This window comes from Nonomuraea fuscirosea (assembly GCF_035917475.1).
Taxonomy (GTDB): Bacteria; Actinomycetota; Actinomycetes; order Streptosporangiales; family Streptosporangiaceae; genus Nonomuraea; species Nonomuraea fuscirosea.
The window spans coordinates 3,419,322-3,434,445 of sequence record NZ_CP109074.1 but is presented as its reverse complement, the minus strand read 5'-3'; the positions used below and the strand labels follow the sequence as shown (position 1 = coordinate 3,434,445).

At 68.1% G+C, this 15,124-nt stretch carries 15 protein-coding genes and 2 pseudogenes; 4 read left to right on the top strand and 13 right to left on the bottom strand.

Features of this window, described 5'->3' with window-relative positions; genetic code table 11:
* Window positions 1-7: 7 nt before the first annotated feature.
* Window positions 8-1,102 (bottom strand): cytochrome P450, encoded by a 1,095-nt coding sequence (locus tag OIE67_RS15435; protein ID WP_326640799.1) that lies wholly within the window; start codon window positions 1,100-1,102, stop codon window positions 8-10.
* A gap of 201 nt (window positions 1,103-1,303) precedes the next feature.
* Here OIE67_RS15435 and OIE67_RS15430 point away from each other — a divergent pair, with 201 nt between their 5' ends.
* Window positions 1,304-1,969: a TetR/AcrR family transcriptional regulator gene (locus OIE67_RS15430; RefSeq protein ID WP_326640798.1), complete on the top strand. Its 666-nt coding sequence runs from the start codon at window positions 1,304-1,306 to the stop codon at window positions 1,967-1,969.
* Window positions 1,970-2,146: 177 nt separating this feature from the next.
* Here the strand turns inward: OIE67_RS15430 and OIE67_RS15425 are convergent, their stop codons facing one another.
* The 7 genes from OIE67_RS15425 to OIE67_RS15395 all read right to left on the bottom strand — a co-directional run bounded on the left by OIE67_RS15425 (window position 2,147) and on the right by OIE67_RS15395 (window position 9,511).
* Window positions 2,147-2,941: an NUDIX domain-containing protein gene (locus tag OIE67_RS15425; RefSeq protein WP_326640796.1), complete on the bottom strand. Its 795-nt coding sequence runs from the start codon at window positions 2,939-2,941 to the stop codon at window positions 2,147-2,149.
* Window positions 2,942-3,414: 473 nt separating this feature from the next.
* The gene (locus OIE67_RS15420; protein ID WP_326640794.1) at window positions 3,415-4,071 is read right to left on the bottom strand and encodes a TetR/AcrR family transcriptional regulator; all 657 of its coding nucleotides are present in this window, start codon (window positions 4,069-4,071) and stop codon (window positions 3,415-3,417) included.
* Entirely contained in the window at window positions 4,068-5,510 is a 1,443-nt protein-coding gene (locus OIE67_RS15415; protein ID WP_326640790.1) for an N-acyl homoserine lactonase family protein, read from the bottom strand. The genes OIE67_RS15420 and OIE67_RS15415 overlap by 4 nt, the downstream gene beginning before the upstream one ends.
* Window positions 5,511-6,039: 529 nt before the next feature.
* On the bottom strand, window positions 6,040-7,611 hold the full coding sequence (locus OIE67_RS15410) for a multicopper oxidase family protein (protein ID WP_326640788.1): 1,572 nt from the start codon (window positions 7,609-7,611) through the stop codon (window positions 6,040-6,042).
* A gap of 7 nt (window positions 7,612-7,618) precedes the next feature.
* Window positions 7,619-8,065, bottom strand: a complete 447-nt coding sequence (locus OIE67_RS15405) for a hypothetical protein (RefSeq protein ID WP_326640786.1) — start codon at window positions 8,063-8,065, stop codon at window positions 7,619-7,621.
* 240 nt (window positions 8,066-8,305) lie between these two features.
* Entirely contained in the window at window positions 8,306-8,935 is a 630-nt protein-coding gene (locus OIE67_RS15400; protein ID WP_326640784.1) for an LUD domain-containing protein, read from the bottom strand.
* 153 nt (window positions 8,936-9,088) lie between these two features.
* A complete protein-coding gene (locus tag OIE67_RS15395; RefSeq protein WP_326640782.1) occupies window positions 9,089-9,511 on the bottom strand; it encodes a YybH family protein in 423 nt (140 codons plus the stop codon).
* Window positions 9,512-9,643: 132 nt separating this feature from the next.
* On the opposite strand from OIE67_RS15395, the gene OIE67_RS15390 reads away from it, so the two are divergent.
* Entirely contained in the window at window positions 9,644-10,543 is a 900-nt protein-coding gene (locus OIE67_RS15390; RefSeq protein ID WP_326640780.1) for a LysR family transcriptional regulator, read from the top strand.
* Window positions 10,544-11,005: 462 nt separating this feature from the next.
* On the opposite strand, the gene OIE67_RS15385 is transcribed toward OIE67_RS15390, so the two are convergent.
* A complete protein-coding gene (locus OIE67_RS15385; protein WP_326640778.1) occupies window positions 11,006-11,494 on the bottom strand; it encodes a MarR family winged helix-turn-helix transcriptional regulator in 489 nt (162 codons plus the stop codon).
* 273 nt (window positions 11,495-11,767) lie between these two features.
* Window positions 11,768-11,959: a hypothetical protein gene (locus tag OIE67_RS15380; RefSeq protein WP_326640776.1), complete on the bottom strand. Its 192-nt coding sequence runs from the start codon at window positions 11,957-11,959 to the stop codon at window positions 11,768-11,770.
* A 7-nt stretch (window positions 11,960-11,966) separates the two neighbouring features.
* On the opposite strand from OIE67_RS15380, the gene OIE67_RS15375 reads away from it, so the two are divergent.
* Complete coding sequence (locus OIE67_RS15375; protein WP_326640774.1) at window positions 11,967-12,386, top strand: hypothetical protein; 420 nt, start codon at window positions 11,967-11,969, stop codon at window positions 12,384-12,386.
* 128 nt (window positions 12,387-12,514) lie between these two features.
* Here the strand turns inward: OIE67_RS15375 and OIE67_RS15370 are convergent, their stop codons facing one another.
* From OIE67_RS15370 to OIE67_RS15365, 3 genes and pseudogenes are all read right to left on the bottom strand, one after another.
* Window positions 12,515-12,769 (bottom strand): hypothetical protein, encoded by a 255-nt coding sequence (locus OIE67_RS15370; protein ID WP_326640772.1) that lies wholly within the window; start codon window positions 12,767-12,769, stop codon window positions 12,515-12,517.
* Between the two features lie 5 nt (window positions 12,770-12,774).
* Window positions 12,775-12,954: pseudogene (locus OIE67_RS55745) on the bottom strand (hypothetical protein); the annotation flags it as partial.
* Window positions 12,955-13,229 (bottom strand): annotated as a pseudogene (locus tag OIE67_RS15365) (ISAzo13 family transposase); the annotation flags it as partial.
* 294 nt (window positions 13,230-13,523) lie between these two features.
* Here OIE67_RS15365 and OIE67_RS15360 point away from each other — a divergent pair.
* Entirely contained in the window at window positions 13,524-15,110 is a 1,587-nt protein-coding gene (locus OIE67_RS15360) for a (2,3-dihydroxybenzoyl)adenylate synthase (protein WP_326640769.1), read from the top strand.
* Window positions 15,111-15,124: the final 14 nt, after the last annotated feature.

Sequence of the window (15,124 nt, the reverse complement as noted above, 5' to 3'; positions counted from 1 at the left end):
GCGTCTCTTACCAGGTCACCGGCAGCCGGTGGATGCCGTAGACGAGTGCGTCACTCTTGAACGGCAGGCGCTCTACCGTGTCCGCCAGTGCCAGGTTCGGGATCCGTGCGAACAGCGTGTTCAGCACGACCTCCAGCTCCAGCCGCGCCAGGTTCTGTCCGAGGCACTGGTGGATCCCGAAACCGAAGGCCAGGTGGTGCCGTGCACCGCGGTCGATGTCGATCTGATCCGGCCGCGTGAACACGTCCAGATCGTGGTTGGCGGCCGCGGCCGCCACGATGACGCCGTCGCCGGTGCGGAAGGTGACGCCGTCCAGTTCGAAATCCTCGACGACCACCCGGGAAGTGGCGTTGTCGACGATGGAGTGAAAGCGCAGCAGCTCTTCGACCAGCTGCGGGGTCCGCTCGGGCCGCTCCCGCAACCCGGCCAGCAGTTCCGGATCGTCCAGAAGCGAGGCCACGCTCAGCGAGATCATGTTGGCGGTGGTCTCGTGACCGCCGACCAGTAGCAGTAGCCCGATCCCGGTCAGGGTCTCGCGGTCATAGGCGTCGATATCGCGGTACTTGTCGATCAGCCGACTCAGCAGATCCTCGCCCGGCTCGGTCTCCTTGCCTACGACCAGGCCGTTGATGTATTGGCGCAACCACAATGCGGTGTCACGTCGCTGTTCGCTTGTCGAGTTGCGACTGAGAATGATCTTTGTTCTGCCCTGGAACTGACCGCGATCAGCGTAGGGCACTCCCAGTAGCTCGCAGATCACCAGCGACGGTACCGGCAGCGACAAGGCCTCCACCAGGTCGGCCGGCAGCGGTCCGGCCAGCATCTCATCGATGGATCGGTCGGTGATCCGCTGGATCGCCGGACGCATCTGCTTGACTCGCTTGACGGTGAACTCATTGGTGATCATGCGCCTGTGCTGGGAATGCTCCGGCGGGTCCATGGCAACGATCGTGCCCTTCAGTGGCACCGAGGCCACCCCGGGAATCAGTTGCGGAAAACCGGGGTTCGCGCGGTTCGAGCTGATCTTGTCACTGGACAGGAATTTTCGCGCGAAGGCGTGCCCGGTGATCAACCACGCTTGCTTGCCGTCTTGCAGGGTCACCCGCGAAATCGGTGCCTCCCGTCTGACTTGCTCGTACTGCGGCGGCGGACCGAATGGGCAGGAGCGGGGCATCGGGAATGCCGGCGGAGCCTGAGTGACGGAATTTGTCATGATGTCACCTCTCGAAATAAGGAACCTTGAGTTCCTTATGCTCAGGCTAAGCTCAGCGATCAGGGAACGCAAGGTTTCTTAGGAGTTGTGATGCCGAACACGCCGAGGACGGCACCGTCTGCGGGTGAGACCATGTCGCGCCGCCGGGGGACCGAGCTCGAAGACGCCATTCTGGCCGCGGCTCGCGAGGAACTGGCCGAACTGGGTTACGCGAAGTCCACCATGAGCGGTATCGCGAACCGCGCCGGTACCAGCAAGGCCGTGTTGTACCGCCGCTGGAGCAGTCTGCCCGAGCTGGTGCTGGACACACTGCGGAGCCGGTTCACCAACGTGCCGGTCCCCGACACCGGTGATCTGCGCGACGATGTGCTGGACCTCTTGCGTCAGGCGCAAACGAACCTCGGCGACACCCGCCGCGACACGGTCTCTGGGCTGATCGCGGACACAGTTCACGACCCGCGGCTGGCACAGCGATTGCGGGACCTCATCGCCAACTCTGCCCTGTCGGACGCTGTGTCCACGGTGCTGAAGCGCGCGGCCGAACGCGGTCAGATCCCGCCCGGCCCCTGGCCGCGACGGGTGATCACCCTGCCGATCAGCCTGCTGCGGGACGACTTCGTGGTCTTCGGGATCTGGCCATCCGATGCCGACCTGGCCGCGGTTGCCGACGAAGTCTTCCTTCCGCTGCTGGGTTACGCGTTACCTTCCAGCGTGGTTCGAAACGGCGATCGTCCGTCGAGCGAGCATCGAGGGTGATGCGCACCACTGATTGACGCTGTCAGAGTACGGTTCGCGACTCTATGTTCTTGAGGTCGCAGTGTGATCGCACGGATTCGTAACCGCACCATCGGTTTCCACCGCGTTGGTGAGCAGGGTCAGGCACCAGGCTTGCTCGCTCTGCCCGGTCAGGTGCGGGAGAACCCCGTCTCAAGGTCAAGGCCTCTGAGTTATCAAATCGTGACGCTCCCTCAGCCAGGGGAACAGCTCAAGGACCTGTAGGCGGCTGTCGGGCGTCAAGTTCTCTGCTTCTCGGACCTGCTGTTCGGTCAGCCAGACGACCTCGGTCTCCGGCTCTCCGACGTCCGCGACGAACAGTGACACGAAGACCGCGTCGTGGTGCATGTGCCGGGCAGCCGTGTGGTTGTCCGGCGAAGCGGCCGCCCTAACGGTCCAGAAGGGCGCCGGATCGGATGCGTGCGGGTAACCCGGCGGGGTTGGCCACGCCGGGCCTGGCAGGACCTTCGACTCACAGCCGAGTTCCTCGATGGTCTCGCGGAAAGCCGCCTGCCACAGCGATTCGCCGTGCTCGACGTGGCCGGAGGCCGGGAAGTAGCCTCCGAGACGCCGGTGATATGCGAATCCAGCCAACCAAACGTCCTCACCACCGCAGGCTTTGAAGACGAGGTTGGAAACGGTGAGCTCTGACACCAACCCCTCTGTGTGGTCGGCTACTTTCTTGTGGTCTGCGGGCATGGCCTCGGTACTCCTTCGTGGGGTTGGTGGCAATGCGGGACCGGGGATCGCGCGCATCCCCGCATAGACGCCACGCTCCTTTCCGGGCTTGAGCTGTTCGACGACCTCCCGAACCGGCTCAGGCCAGACCTTGACGCGCGCCGGAAGGTGCTCAAGCAGCGCTCCAGTGGTCAGCAGCCCGTGCCGCGCCGCCCACACCAGGTTGGGCAGACTTCGCCAGCCCGCCTCCTGCGGGTCGGCCCCGGCCTCCAGCAAACGGCGGCCCCGTACCAGCCGTTCTTCCAGATCGCGCTGCGCACGCTGGTGAATCAGAGCTAGGATCGCCGCGGCCTGCCGATAAGGCTCGCCCGACCTCAGCCCGTACTGCTGACGAAGGTGCCCCTCCCATTGGAAATGTCCCTCGATCAGGTCGGCATTGTGCCCGGCCAGGCGCGCAGGTGAGTGTGGCGAACAGCCCGAACCTGCCGGGATGGGCCTGGGCCAGCCCGGCGCCGAACTCGTTCACGGTGCGTGCCATGGCCGAGGCGTCGGTGCCGTCGCCCAGATGCACGCCCGGCGTGCTGACGGACAGGATCGCGGCGGCGATGCCCTGGCGGTCCATCAACTCCAGCGCCAGTGCAGGGCTCCACTCAGGCAGCTCGCGCCCGCCGGGAGCGTGGACCCCATGCTCGCGCAGCCAGCGCGCGTAGTCGGCGGGGATCATGTGCTGCTGGACGTCGATGTACCGGTCATGCGGGTTCTTGCCCTTCTTTCTGTCGATGGGGCACCTCGGGGAGCCGCAGCAGCCGGTCGGCTTGGCGGAGGACAGCCTGTAGGTACTGGCGTGTGGCGGCGGGGTCGGCTGGTGTGTCCAGGTTGATGAGCATGCGGTACATGGCCGCGCCGACGACCATGTCGATCACGGTGTCGATGTCGGCGTCGGCGGCCAGCCGGCCGTCGCGGCGGGCGCGTTCCAGCGCGGCGTGGATCAGCTGGCGGCGGGGCTGGATGTACTGCTCGTGGTAGGTGGCCAGCAGCGACGGCTGGGTGACGCTGGAGCCGATGAGCTGGGCGAGGATCGCCCGGAAGCGGGCGTCGCCGAAGGTGTGCACCCAGGAGTCCATGAGCCGTTCGTCGACCGGCTGCGTCGTGGCGTCGGTGGTGGCCCAGATGTCGTTCTCGGGGACGAGGGCGCGGGCCTGCTCGATCGCCTGGGTGAGCAGTTCCTCCTTCGATGACCAGCGCCGGTAGACGGTCACCTTGGCCACACCGGCGCGCTTGGCGATCTGCTCGAAGTTCGCGCCCTCCAGGCCGCGCTCCACGAACAGCTCCAGCGCCGCCTTCATGATCGCCTCGTCGGCCTCGGGGTCACGGGGCCTACCCCGGGTGCGCCGCGTAGAGGTCATCGGAGCTCCACCCGTCCCAAGCCCATACCGGACGCCGGCGGCACGAAGTGGGGGGTGTGCCCGGGCCGCAGCCGCCAGTCGGAGATGAGGACGGCCTCCATGTATCGGCGCAACTCCCGCAGCCCCTCCTTGCCGGGCGTCCCGTGGGCGAACGCGGAGACGACCAGGTCGGACTGGTAGCGGGTGTTGTCGTGGGCGAACAACGGCACGGCGACGGGGTCGGAGGCCAGCAGGGTCTGGATGCGCCGGGCCGCCTCGATCTGGTGGGTCGTGTCGGTGCCACCGATGGTCATTTGGCGAACCTGATCTGTGGCCAGGTGGGGCAGTGTGTAGAGGGTGTCGCCCATGAACAGCACGCTGCCGGCGTCCAGACGCAGGAGCACGCACATGTGGCCGGGCGAGTGGCCAGGGGTGGGCAGCAGGATGAGGCTGCCATCACCGAAGTGGTCCTGGCTGTCGGGGAAGGCGCCGAAGGCGCCGGAGTCGAAGGCGGGGAAGGAGAGGTTGTTCTTGGCCAGATCGAAGGAGTACGGGTAGACCGTGCCGTGGTCCCAGTCGCGGCGGTCCATCACCACCGTCGCCTGGGGCAGGTAGCGCAGCCCTCCCGCGTGGTCGTCGTGGACGTGGGTGAGGAACACGGTGGTGATCTCCTTGGTGTCGTAGCCGAGCCGGGCCAGGCGGACCCGCAGGTCCTGCGCAGGGGTCATCTGGTACTCGTCGCGCTGGGTCAGCAGGCGCGAGACCATCTGGTTGTGGTTGTAGTACCCGTCGTGATCGTGTGCCTGTTCCCAGTTGACGCCGCTGTCGACCAGCAGAAGGCCGTGCCGGGGGTGGTCGATGAGGTAGGCGTAGACCGGCACCGCGATCTGCGCCTTGTCCACAAGGGTGCGCACGTAGCCGTTCAGCCCCTCCCAGCCGTCCAGACCGCCGTAGAACTGACCGTAGGTGACGATGGTGTCGCCGGTGTGAATGGGGAACACCCGCACGGCGCCGTCGACGATCCGCCGCCGCGCGCCCGGGGCGCGCACGGCTGCTTGCCGCTCCTGCTCGCCCCGCGCCAGCACCTCGCGTCGCTGCCGTTCCACCCGATCGATGGACAGTCCGCTCAGCACTCCCAGCACCAGCCCGGCACCGCCTGCTAGGAAGGCACGCCTGGTACTCCGGGCACCCCGGCCGCCCGCCACCCGGCGTCCGCGCAGGAAGGTGACCGCCACCCATGCCAGGCATGCGGTAGCGGCCAGGGCGAGCAGCACCGGCAGGTCCGTAACGTAGTAGACAACCCCGAGGTAGAGCCCCAGCGTGCCCAGGCCGACCGGAACCCCGATGAACGCCAGCACCCGGCGCCGCGTGGACAGCCGGCCGAGCACACCGGGCCACAACAGCCCGACCACCAATCCGACCAGCAGCAGCCCGTAGACCACCAGCGGCAGCACCGGCATGTCCTTCAACCGCAGGACAACCAACCAGGCAGCGCCGACCGCAAAGGCTGGAACGAGTAACCCGATCTTGCCTAGAGACTTCAACATCCGGCCACCTTATTTCGTAAACGCATGCGGATGCGTTTACATAATAGTGCAGCCACGATCACCTCGCGCCGCAGTCCTGGTACGCAAGAAGCGGGGTGGGATCCATTCGATGAGAGGATCGAGGCGGGTACGTTCGGCCACCAGGCACTAGAGGAGCCCGACGGTGTGGGCGCCGGTGCCGGGCGTGGCCTCATTGGTGCTGTCCCGAAGTGACGGCCACAGGACGGCGGCCTGCACCTTCAGGTGCGTCGTGAGGTGACGGCGCAGCTGCTCCCCTCCGGTTTAGATCGGGTTCAGGCTTTGGGTCACGTCGCGTGCGGCCCAGCGATGCGAACGAGCCCGCAGGGTCTTCCCGCCCACGGACCCGCCGGGCTGAGCCCGCGGATGAGGTGATTCACCCTCTGGCTGCCGGTTCAGGTCAGCGATCAGGCTGCCGAACTGGTTAGATGATCTCGAGGTTGGCCATCATCCCCATGTCTTCGTGCTCGGCGTTGTGGCAGTGGAAGAGGTAGCGGCCGCGGTAGCCGTCGAAACGGGTGATGATCTCGGTCGCTTCGCCGGGCTGTAGTGAGACGGTGTCCTTGAGGCCCGCGTCGTGGGGTAGCGGAGCTTTGCCGCCGCGCGACAGCACCCGGAAGCCGACCAGGTGCAGGTGGACGGGATGGTGGACGTCGGCGATCAACCGCCACACCTCGACGTCGCCGAGGCGGGTGGTGACGTCGGTGCGGGCGGGGTCGAACGCCTTCCCGCCGATCAGCCAGCCGTGGCGGCCGTGCATCCGGCCGGCGCGGAAGGAGAAGTCGCGCACCCGGACGGCGTCCGAGCGGCGCCAGGCCGGCAGGTCGGTCGAGAGCTCAGGGGGGATACGGCTGGGGTCGGTGGCCTTGCGCGCGACCCGGAAGGCAATCACGTCACGGGTCCGGCCGGAGCCCAGCCGGTTGATGAGCCGGATGCGGCCGCCGACCGGGATCTTGGCGAAGTCGATGATCACGTCGTAGCGTTCGGCGGGCGCGATCGGCAGGTTCGGGTGGGTGACGGGTGCGGCGAGCAGCCCCTGATCCGCGCCGACCTGGACGAGATCGAGGCGTTGCCCGTCGTCGGTGACCGCCTGGAGGTCGTAGTGGCGGGCGTTGGAGGCGTTGAGGATACGCAACCGGTAGCGGGCCGCGTCCACCTCGTGGATGGGCCAGGGCGCGCCGTTTACCAGGATCACGTCGCCGAGGACGCCGCCGAGGTAGGCCTCGCGGACTCCGGGCCGTTCCCGCAGCGTGCCGTCGAGGGCGGGGTAGGTGAATTCGCCGTGGCCGTCGAACGCACGGTCGGTGATCATGAGTGGCAGCTCGCGCGGCCCGGAGGGCAGGCCGAGCGAGTCCTCGGCGTCATCGCGGACGATGTGCAGCCCGGCCAGACCCCGCCAGATCGCCGGGGCGGTGAAGTCCATCCGGTGGTCGTGATACCACAGCAGCGTCGGCCGCTGGTCGAGGGGGAAGGTGTAGTCCCGCGTCAGCTCGGACGTCACCGCCCGCGGATCGCCCATCCCCGCCATGCCGTGCATCATGTGGGCGGTTTCCTGCCAGCCTTCGGGAACGACGAGGTCGGTGGGGTATCCGTCGGAGGCCGCCGGGGTGCGTCCGCCGTGCAGGTGCACGACGGTCGGCACGGGCAGCTCGTTGCGATGCGTGACGGTGACCGGCCGGCCGCGGCGCGACTCGATCGTCGGCCCCGGGAACGTTCCACCATAGGTCCACGCCGACGTCTTGACACCGGGCAGAATCTCCAGGATCGCCTCGCGCTGGGTGATCTGGTAGCGGTCCACACCTGCGGCGGTGCTGACCGGCTTTAGCACCGCGGGGATCGGCAGCGGCACCTGGAAGACGGGCGGCAGCGGCACGGCGCTGCGCAACTGTTCACCAGTGGCCGCCGGATGCCGCGACAGCCCGGCCGAGGTCGCCAGCCCGGTGACCGCCATTGCCCCGAGCGTCCCGCCGATGCCCAGCACCCGGCGTCTGGTCATGTCCTGCTCACGCACCGTCGGCCGCCGCCTTCCCCGCGTTCCGCACCTTCGCTCGCAGCGAGAGCGGCCAGCACCATACCGCGATGAACTGCACGACGAGCCCGGTGACGGTCAGCACCCCCAGCGGGAGGTGCAACCACAACGCGCCTTCCATCCCGGCGAAGTACTGCACCGTCTCGGCCACCACCACGGCCAGCGTGGCGAGGAACGGCCGGACCCGCCGCAGCCGGACCCAGACCATGATCGCCGCGATCAGCTGCAGGTAGCCGGTGGAGGTGACGACGTTGGCACCGACCTCATGCAACCGCAGGCCGTCGTAATTACCGCTCAGATACACACCGGCGAACACCGGCTGACCGACGATCGCGACCACGTGCGCGCTGACAACCGCCCGCAATACCCACCAAGCGGGTCTCGTCTTTTGCGCGGCGTCGGATCGAGCCGACAGTGTCATCTCAAAGGGCCTTTCTCGGGTCGGCTCGGATAGGGCACGGCCGCTGCGCAGAGCGCGCCGATCGGCCGGTGTTCTGGGTGGCGGCGTCCCGATCCCGCTCGGCCGAACCGCGGAATCGGGACGCCCACACGATCGGTGCGCACGGGGCTTGCCATTACTGAAACAGGCCAAGCTGTTTCATCTGGCTCTGCCGAATTGGGGTCTCTGCCAAGTCGGCCCCCCAACGAGGAACGCCGGTGTTCAGAATCCGATGGCTTCGCGGAGCAGCAGGACGGTGCCGCGACCGGGGTGGGGTTCCGCATTGAGGATGAGAAGGCGGTTGACGGCGCTGGGCTGCCCGTAGACCTTCAGGGCACGCTCGTCTTCCAGCGGAAGGCAGTGGTCTTCGACGCGCCGCAGCGCGGTGCCCAGGTCGGGTACCACCTTCTGCGCCCCGACGATCCAGATCGCGCGGGCCGCAGCGCCCGAGTAGCCGGCCAGCTGGCTTCCGCTGGCCGAGGCGGCCACCAGGGATCCGGTCTCGGTGACCGCGGCGACGCTGCCCACGATGACGTCGGGGCAGGCGAGCATCCGCCAGATCTCGGCCAACTGGGTGGCGCGGTCCATGGTCCTGGTGCGTGCCTTGACCGAGTCGTATCGCCCGCTGCCGTTGAGGTCGTCATCGATGCCCGACAGGCGGAGGGTCTCGCTGGCGCCGGTGAATACGGTGGCTCCCTCGGGGATCAGCTCCTTGACACGCGTGCGCGCGGCGACGGCGTCATCGAGGATCTCGACCGTGAAACCGTGTGCGGTCAGCGCGGCGGCCGCCCGCTCCAGGCACTGCGCGGACGCCGCATCGGTAAACGATGTGTCCTGAACTGACGTGGTCATGATGTCGCCGGACTTCCTGTTCGCTGGATGACGTATTGAAATGGGATGCCTGGCGCCGACCGCTCGGGTCGACATTGGGTCAGGCCAGGGCCGGGTCGAAGGCCGCCGCGCGGTGGGCGGCCCATTGGGCATAGGTGAAGGCCGGTCGCCCGGTCAGGGCTCGAGGTCGGTCACACCTTTGCCGCTGAGGATGTCGAGCGGCACCGAAACCTGGTCATGCGTGATCAACCAGTTGCCGTTGATCCGCTGGAAGCAGTAGGTGACCCTGACCCACATGCCGCTCGTAGCCGCTCCGTTCGTGAACGTGCCGCTGAGCCGGGCGAAGGCGTGCCCGAACGCCACCTCGTCGCCCACGGTGAGCGTCAGGTTGCGAACCTCGTAGGTCACGCTTGCGAAAAACTCAAATACCTTCGCCCAGTTCTTGAGCTTCGCCGCCACCCCTACGTGTTGGAGCGGCGGCTCGACGTCGAAGGACACGACGTCCTCCGAGTAGAGCCGCCCCAGGCCCTCGAGATCCTTGGTCCGGAGCCCTTCGATGATCTTGTCGACCTGCCGGCGGATCTCAGCTTCAGCCATTTCGTATTCCGTGGGCATCGCTACCCGCCTTCCCTTCGCTATGGAATCTCGTCTTCCGACACACCCAAACCTATGACTGCATAGCTATTCTGTCTAAGATCAGTATTGCTATAGAGTTATGCCTCGGGAGACATGATGGAGCTGAACTCGCTCAGGCAGTTCCTGGTGGTGGCTCGGCTGGAGCACCTCAGCCGGGCCGCCGAGGAGCTTCACATCGCTCAGCCGTCACTGAGCCGGACCATCGCCCGGCTGGAGAGCGAACTGGGTGTCCCGCTGTTCGACCGGAGCGGCCGGCTCCGGCTGAACGACACCGGCAAGCTCTTCCGCGATCACGTCGAGCGCGCCCTGGGCGAACTCGACGCGGGACGGCGCGCCGTCGCCGAGGCCACCAGTGAGGGCTTGGGCAGCGTGCGTCTGGCATCGGAGACCTTCCTCACCCTCACCGGGCCGCTGGCGGCCTACAAACGCGCCCACCCGTCGATCGAGATCGAGCTCCACTGGTCACCGGCAGACGACATGGCCCGCCGCCTGCGCGCCCAGGACGTCGACCTCTGCGTCGCCTCCCAGCCGATCCAGGCCGAGGGGCTGGAGGCGATGAAGCTGTTCGACGAGCCGGTGGGCGTGGGCATGCCGCTCGATCATCCGCTGGCGGGCCGTACGTCCGTGACCATCGAGGAACTCGCCGACCAGCCCTTCGTTACCGCCCGCAGAGGGCACTGGCTACGCCACCTGCTCGATCGGCTCTTCGCCACGCGGAACCTCACCCCGAGGATCGTCTGCGAGAGCGACGAGCACAGCGCCATCGCCGACCTGATCAGCGCGGGACTCGGCATCGGCCTCATCCCCGCCTTCGCCGCCCGCCTCAGCATCACCCCCGCCCCCGTCGCCTGGATGCCCGTCGACAGCCCCGACTGCCGCCGCACACTCACCCTCTACTGGGGCGCCGACAGCCACCTGTCGACCGCCGCCCGCCTCATGCGCACCACGATCACCAGCTGGACCTGGACCACTGGAGAACCCGAAGCGGAGTGAAGGAGGCGCCGGATGGCGTCGATCTCGAGGTTCCTGCCAGGTATGCCTGAGGGGTTGTCAGCGCCGAGGTGTGCGCACGCCTTCGCGGTAGCTGGGCAGTGTGGGCGTCCAACCCAGTTGGCCTTGGCCTTGGCGTTGGACACACGCATGGAGGTGTCGATCATGAGGGTGGCGAAGTACGGTGCGGCCAGCCGGATCACCCAGGCGGGCCGGCGCCGGGTTGGTTTGGTTTGCGCCGCCTTGGGTCATCGGTGAACATTCGGCCCAGGTGACGGGCTCGTCATCGACGAGTACGGCGCCGAAGAGATGTACCAGATCCGCGTGGGGCTGAAGGACGACCTGGACAACGCCACGACCGCCGCACCGGGCGATGGGGATCTCGCCTATCCCGACCTCGAGTTCGACACCGACCACAACGCCCCCTATCTCCTTGAGAAGGACGAGATCGAGGCGAAGGTCCGGTCAGTTTCGCGGTCCGTCGTTCGGTTGTGGGTAGCGGTGTTCCAGCGCGGCCTCGTAGGAGCGGAGCGCGGTGACGACGGTCGCGCGTTCGGCGGGTGACAGGCCGCTCATGACGTGTTCCCACGCATTGGCGCTGCCGGAGAGCCAGGCGCGGATCGGTTCGGTGTAGGCCGGGGCGATGGCGATGATGCGGCGGCGACGGTCGGCGGGGTCGGCGGTCCGTCCCAGGACACCTGGCCGCACCAGCTCGCTGACCATGAGGCTGACGGTCGTCGGCGCCACCTCGAGCCGATCGGCGAGCTCGTTCACGCTGGCAGGGCCGTCGTATTCCAGATGGGCCAGCATGGCCAGGTGCCGGGGTGCCAGGTCGAGGTCCCGCAGCTCGGGCGGCATCGGCAGGCGTTTGGCGCGGCCGACGAGCCGGGGCATGAGCAGCAGCAGCGTGCGGACGGCCTCATTGACGGCGATACCACCCGGCTCGGTGGACATCGGCAACCCCTCCCCGATACCTTTGGATTCAAAGCCTTTAGGGTTAAAGTAAACGAGGTCTACTGTGCCGCATCTGACCGCCCATCTTCCAGAGACCAGGCTGGCGGGCAACGAACCCGAGCTCGTGAAGGCCCTGACCGAGGCGATCGTCGGCGTCTACGGCGAGTGGGCGCGGCCGCTGGTGAGCATCCGGCTGTCCGGCGTTCCCGCAGGCCGCTTCGCCCAGGGGGCGTGTCCGTGGACACCAGCGCTTCGGTCACGTTGGGCGTCCGGTCAGGCGTGTTCGAACGCCCCGACGCCGCCGAGATCACTGCCCGCCTCGGCGCCGCTCTCACCGACGCGATCACCTCGGTCCTGGGCGAGGAACTCCGCCTCGGTCCGCGCCTCCAGTGGGTCGGGCTGACAGTTATGGCCCTCGGCATCCTCGATGGCGGTGGGCGGAAGATCCCGCGGCTCCGCTCTCACCTCCCCCATGCGGAGCTCGCGCGCGTGTGCCCGTTCGCGCGCGCTCGTGTTCCCTGTCGCGGCGCGCTCGCTCGGTCAGAAGCTGTCGGTGCGCGCGATCAGCTGCACGGAAACTCGTCTCCGCGGTGAGGACGTCCTGCTTGATGGCTGGATCGGCGACTCCGCACGCGTGCAGGAAGCGGGCGAGCAGTTCTGGATGCGGGGGGTGGGTCCCCGCGATGAACTGCGACAGGACGACTTCCGTGACTCCCACCCGCTCGGCCAGCTCGGGAAGAGGACGATTCGCCTGATAGGCGATGCCGGCCAGGGTCGCCGTGAGGCCGGTGCGCCGCACCGTCTTCTGCCACGCGTCTACGGCCTGCTGCTGGAGGACATCTCGAGGCATGGAGGCAAGGAGCCCTCGGTCCAGCGGTGGTTCCTGTGCTGACGGGTGTTCCATGAGCGCCAACTGCTTCTGGAACGCGCGTGACAGTTCGGCCTCTTTCGGTGAGAGGGACGGGTTCGGCCTCACGCCCATCTCGGGCCTCCGCGGTCGTCGTCGCGCTTTGGCAAGCGTCAGATGATCTCGCTGCCGCCGACGCAAACGACGAGGCTCACCGCCAGGGCGGGAGCAGCGTCGTACCCCTGGCTCACCAGCCCCGTGCGGCGCTGCAGGCGGACGGCGCGGTCGGGGTTGATGCCCGGCTCGGCCGGCGCGAGCGCCAGGACACACAGGTGCGGTTCGGCGTGGACGCTTGCCCTCTTCGAAGAGGATCTCTCCACTGACACGGCCCGCACGGCCGCCAGCGAGCATGTGGTCTTCTGCGCCATTTCCGTTACTGATGTTGTGCCCGGCATGCTGGTGGCGGTTGGTCTGGCAAGGATCGAATCGTGCTCTTGATCGGTCGGCCGGTGTGGTCGTTGTGCCAGATCGCCGTGGTCAGAGCCAGAATCTTGATGAAGATGCGGACGATGACGCCGGCCGGGGTGCGGGCGCCGTGTCGTTCGACGTTGATGTCCAGCTCGACCAGCGCCAGCAGCGCCGCACGTGCCAGCAGCGCGGTCTGGGTGATCGGCTTACGGCCCCCACCTACGCGACGGACCCGACCCAGCACCGGCGCACCGTCGCCGAGTTCATGTAAGCCTCGCGAGACCGTGCCCGTGCTCACCCCGCCGCCCGGGCGACCGCCTCGATTCCTCCATGCCCGCGCATCTGGGCTTCGGCCCCCATCAGCAGCCGCCGCTGACGCTCGTCCAGATGAGGAAAGCGCAGCCGAAACTTCACCGCCAAGCTCGCCGAGCCACCCGCCCATCGCCCATACCCACACCATGACAGGCCTGCCCCAACACGCCAGCCTGCCGAGACTGGTAACTTTCCTGCGGCTCCCTACTTGGCACCGTGTCCGGAGGGTCAGGGGCACCTCACACAACCATTGGGCCGACCACGCCCGGCAGCTGCGCCAGCACGTGAACGTCCTTGGGAACAACCGGGCGAAAGATGTCGGCAAGACATCGGCCCCGGCCAGGGCGGCGCTGTGAGCATGTGAGCAAGAGAAGCTGCCCCCTGCCTGAAGGGAAAGCGATCATGCTCGACGGCTTCGTCCCGTGGCCGGAGCAGGTCGCCGAGGAGTACCGCCGAACCGGGTACCGGCTCGGGCGTCCGCTCGGCGACCTGCTCCACGAGTCCTGCGCGCGGCACGCCGACCGCGTGGCCGTCGTCTGCGGCGAGCGCAGGATGACCTACGCCGAGCTGTCGCGGGCGGCGAACCGGATGGCGTGCGGCCTGCTGGAGCTGGGCGTCAAACCGCTGGACCGGGTCGTGGTGCAGCTGCCGAACGTCCCGGAGTTCGTCGTGCTGCTCTTCGCGCTGCTGCGCGCCGGCGCCATCCCCGTCCTGGCGCTGCCCGGGCACCGCCGGGCCGAGATCACGAGCGTGCACGCCCATTCGGGCGCGGTGGCGTATGCGATCAAGGACGAGTTCGGCGGCTTTGACTACCGCGGGCTCGCCCGGGAGCTCCCCTCGCCCGGGCACGTGCTGGTCAGCGGCGAGGCGCAGGAGTTCACCGCCCTCGACACGCTGGAGGGGGGCGAGCGGGAGCTGCCCGAGGCCGACCCGGGCGATCCGGCGTTGTTTCTGCTGTCCGGCGGGACGACCGGGTTGCCCAAGCTGATCCCGCGCACGCACGACGACTACGGCTACTGCATGCGGGCGACGGCCGCGGCGATGCGGGCCGGCTCCGACCTGGTGTACCTGGCGGTCAACCCGGCGGCGCACAACGCGGCGCTCGGCTGCCCGGGGGTGCTGGGCAGCCTGCTGCTCGGCGGCAAGGCCGTGCTCACCTCCAGCGTGCGGCCCGACGAGGTCTTCCCACTGGTCGAGCGGGAGGGCGTCACCGTGACCACGATCGTGCCTGCGGTGCTGCGGCTGTGGGCGGACGCCGGGCCGCATGGGCACGACCTGTCCCGGCTCACGCTGCAGGTCGGCAGCGCCCCGCTGGATCCCGCGCTGGCCCGGCGGGCCCGCAAGTCCCTGGGGTGCGGGCTGACCCGGTGGTTCGGCCTCAGCGAGGGCCTGCTCACCCACACCCGGCTGGACGATCCCGAGGAAGTGATCGACGACACCGAGGGCCGGCCGCTCGCGGAGGCCGACGAGATCCTGGTCGCGGACCCGTCAGGAGCGCCGGTGCCTGACGGGGAGGCCGGCGAGCTGCTGGTACGCGGCCCGTACACGATCCGCGGGTACTACCGGGCGCCGGAGCACAACGCACGCTCGTTCACCCGCGACGGGTACTTCCGCACCGGCGACCTGGTCTGGCAGCGGCCCGACGGCAACCTCGTGGTCGTGGGCAGGGTCAAGGACATGATCAACCGCGCGGGTGAGAAGATCTGTCCTGAGGAGGTGGAGCGCTGCCTTCTCACGCACCCGGCGGTGCGGGACGCCGCCGTGCTCGGCGTGGCCGACAACGCGCTCGGCGAGCGCGCCTACGCCTTCCTCGTGCTGGGTGACGACATCCGCCCACCCGCACTGAAGGCTCACCTGCGCGAGCGCGGCCTGGCCACGTACAAGATCCCCGATCGGATCGTGCCGGTGGCGGAGCTGCCGCGTACTCCCATGGGGAAGATAGACAAGAAGGTGCTGCGCGACGGCGTCACCACCCGGCGCGCCTCCTGAACGCGCGGCGCCGG

Coding starts and splice junctions, on each gene's coding strand:
- OIE67_RS15395 (WP_326640782.1), bottom strand. CDS start 9,511: ATGGCTGAAGCTGAGATCCGCCGGCAGGTCGACAAGATCATCGAAGGG.
- OIE67_RS15420 (WP_326640794.1), bottom strand. CDS start 4,071: ATGACCTCTACGCGGCGCACCCGGGGTAGGCCCCGTGACCCCGAGGCC.
- OIE67_RS15400 (WP_326640784.1), bottom strand. CDS start 8,935: ATGACCACGTCAGTTCAGGACACATCGTTTACCGATGCGGCGTCCGCG.
- OIE67_RS15410 (WP_326640788.1), bottom strand. CDS start 7,611: ATGACCAGACGCCGGGTGCTGGGCATCGGCGGGACGCTCGGGGCAATG.
- OIE67_RS15385 (WP_326640778.1), bottom strand. CDS start 11,494: ATGTCCACCGAGCCGGGTGGTATCGCCGTCAATGAGGCCGTCCGCACG.
- OIE67_RS15430 (WP_326640798.1), top strand. CDS start 1,304: ATGCCGAACACGCCGAGGACGGCACCGTCTGCGGGTGAGACCATGTCG.
- OIE67_RS15375 (WP_326640774.1), top strand. CDS start 11,967: ATGCGGAGCTCGCGCGCGTGTGCCCGTTCGCGCGCGCTCGTGTTCCCT.
- OIE67_RS15390 (WP_326640780.1), top strand. CDS start 9,644: ATGATGGAGCTGAACTCGCTCAGGCAGTTCCTGGTGGTGGCTCGGCTG.
- OIE67_RS15370 (WP_326640772.1), bottom strand. CDS start 12,769: ATGGCGCAGAAGACCACATGCTCGCTGGCGGCCGTGCGGGCCGTGTCA.
- OIE67_RS15360 (WP_326640769.1), top strand. CDS start 13,524: ATGCTCGACGGCTTCGTCCCGTGGCCGGAGCAGGTCGCCGAGGAGTAC.
- OIE67_RS15405 (WP_326640786.1), bottom strand. CDS start 8,065: ATGACACTGTCGGCTCGATCCGACGCCGCGCAAAAGACGAGACCCGCT.
- OIE67_RS15415 (WP_326640790.1), bottom strand. CDS start 5,510: ATGCCGGTGCTGCCGCTGGTGGTCTACGGGCTGCTGCTGGTCGGATTG.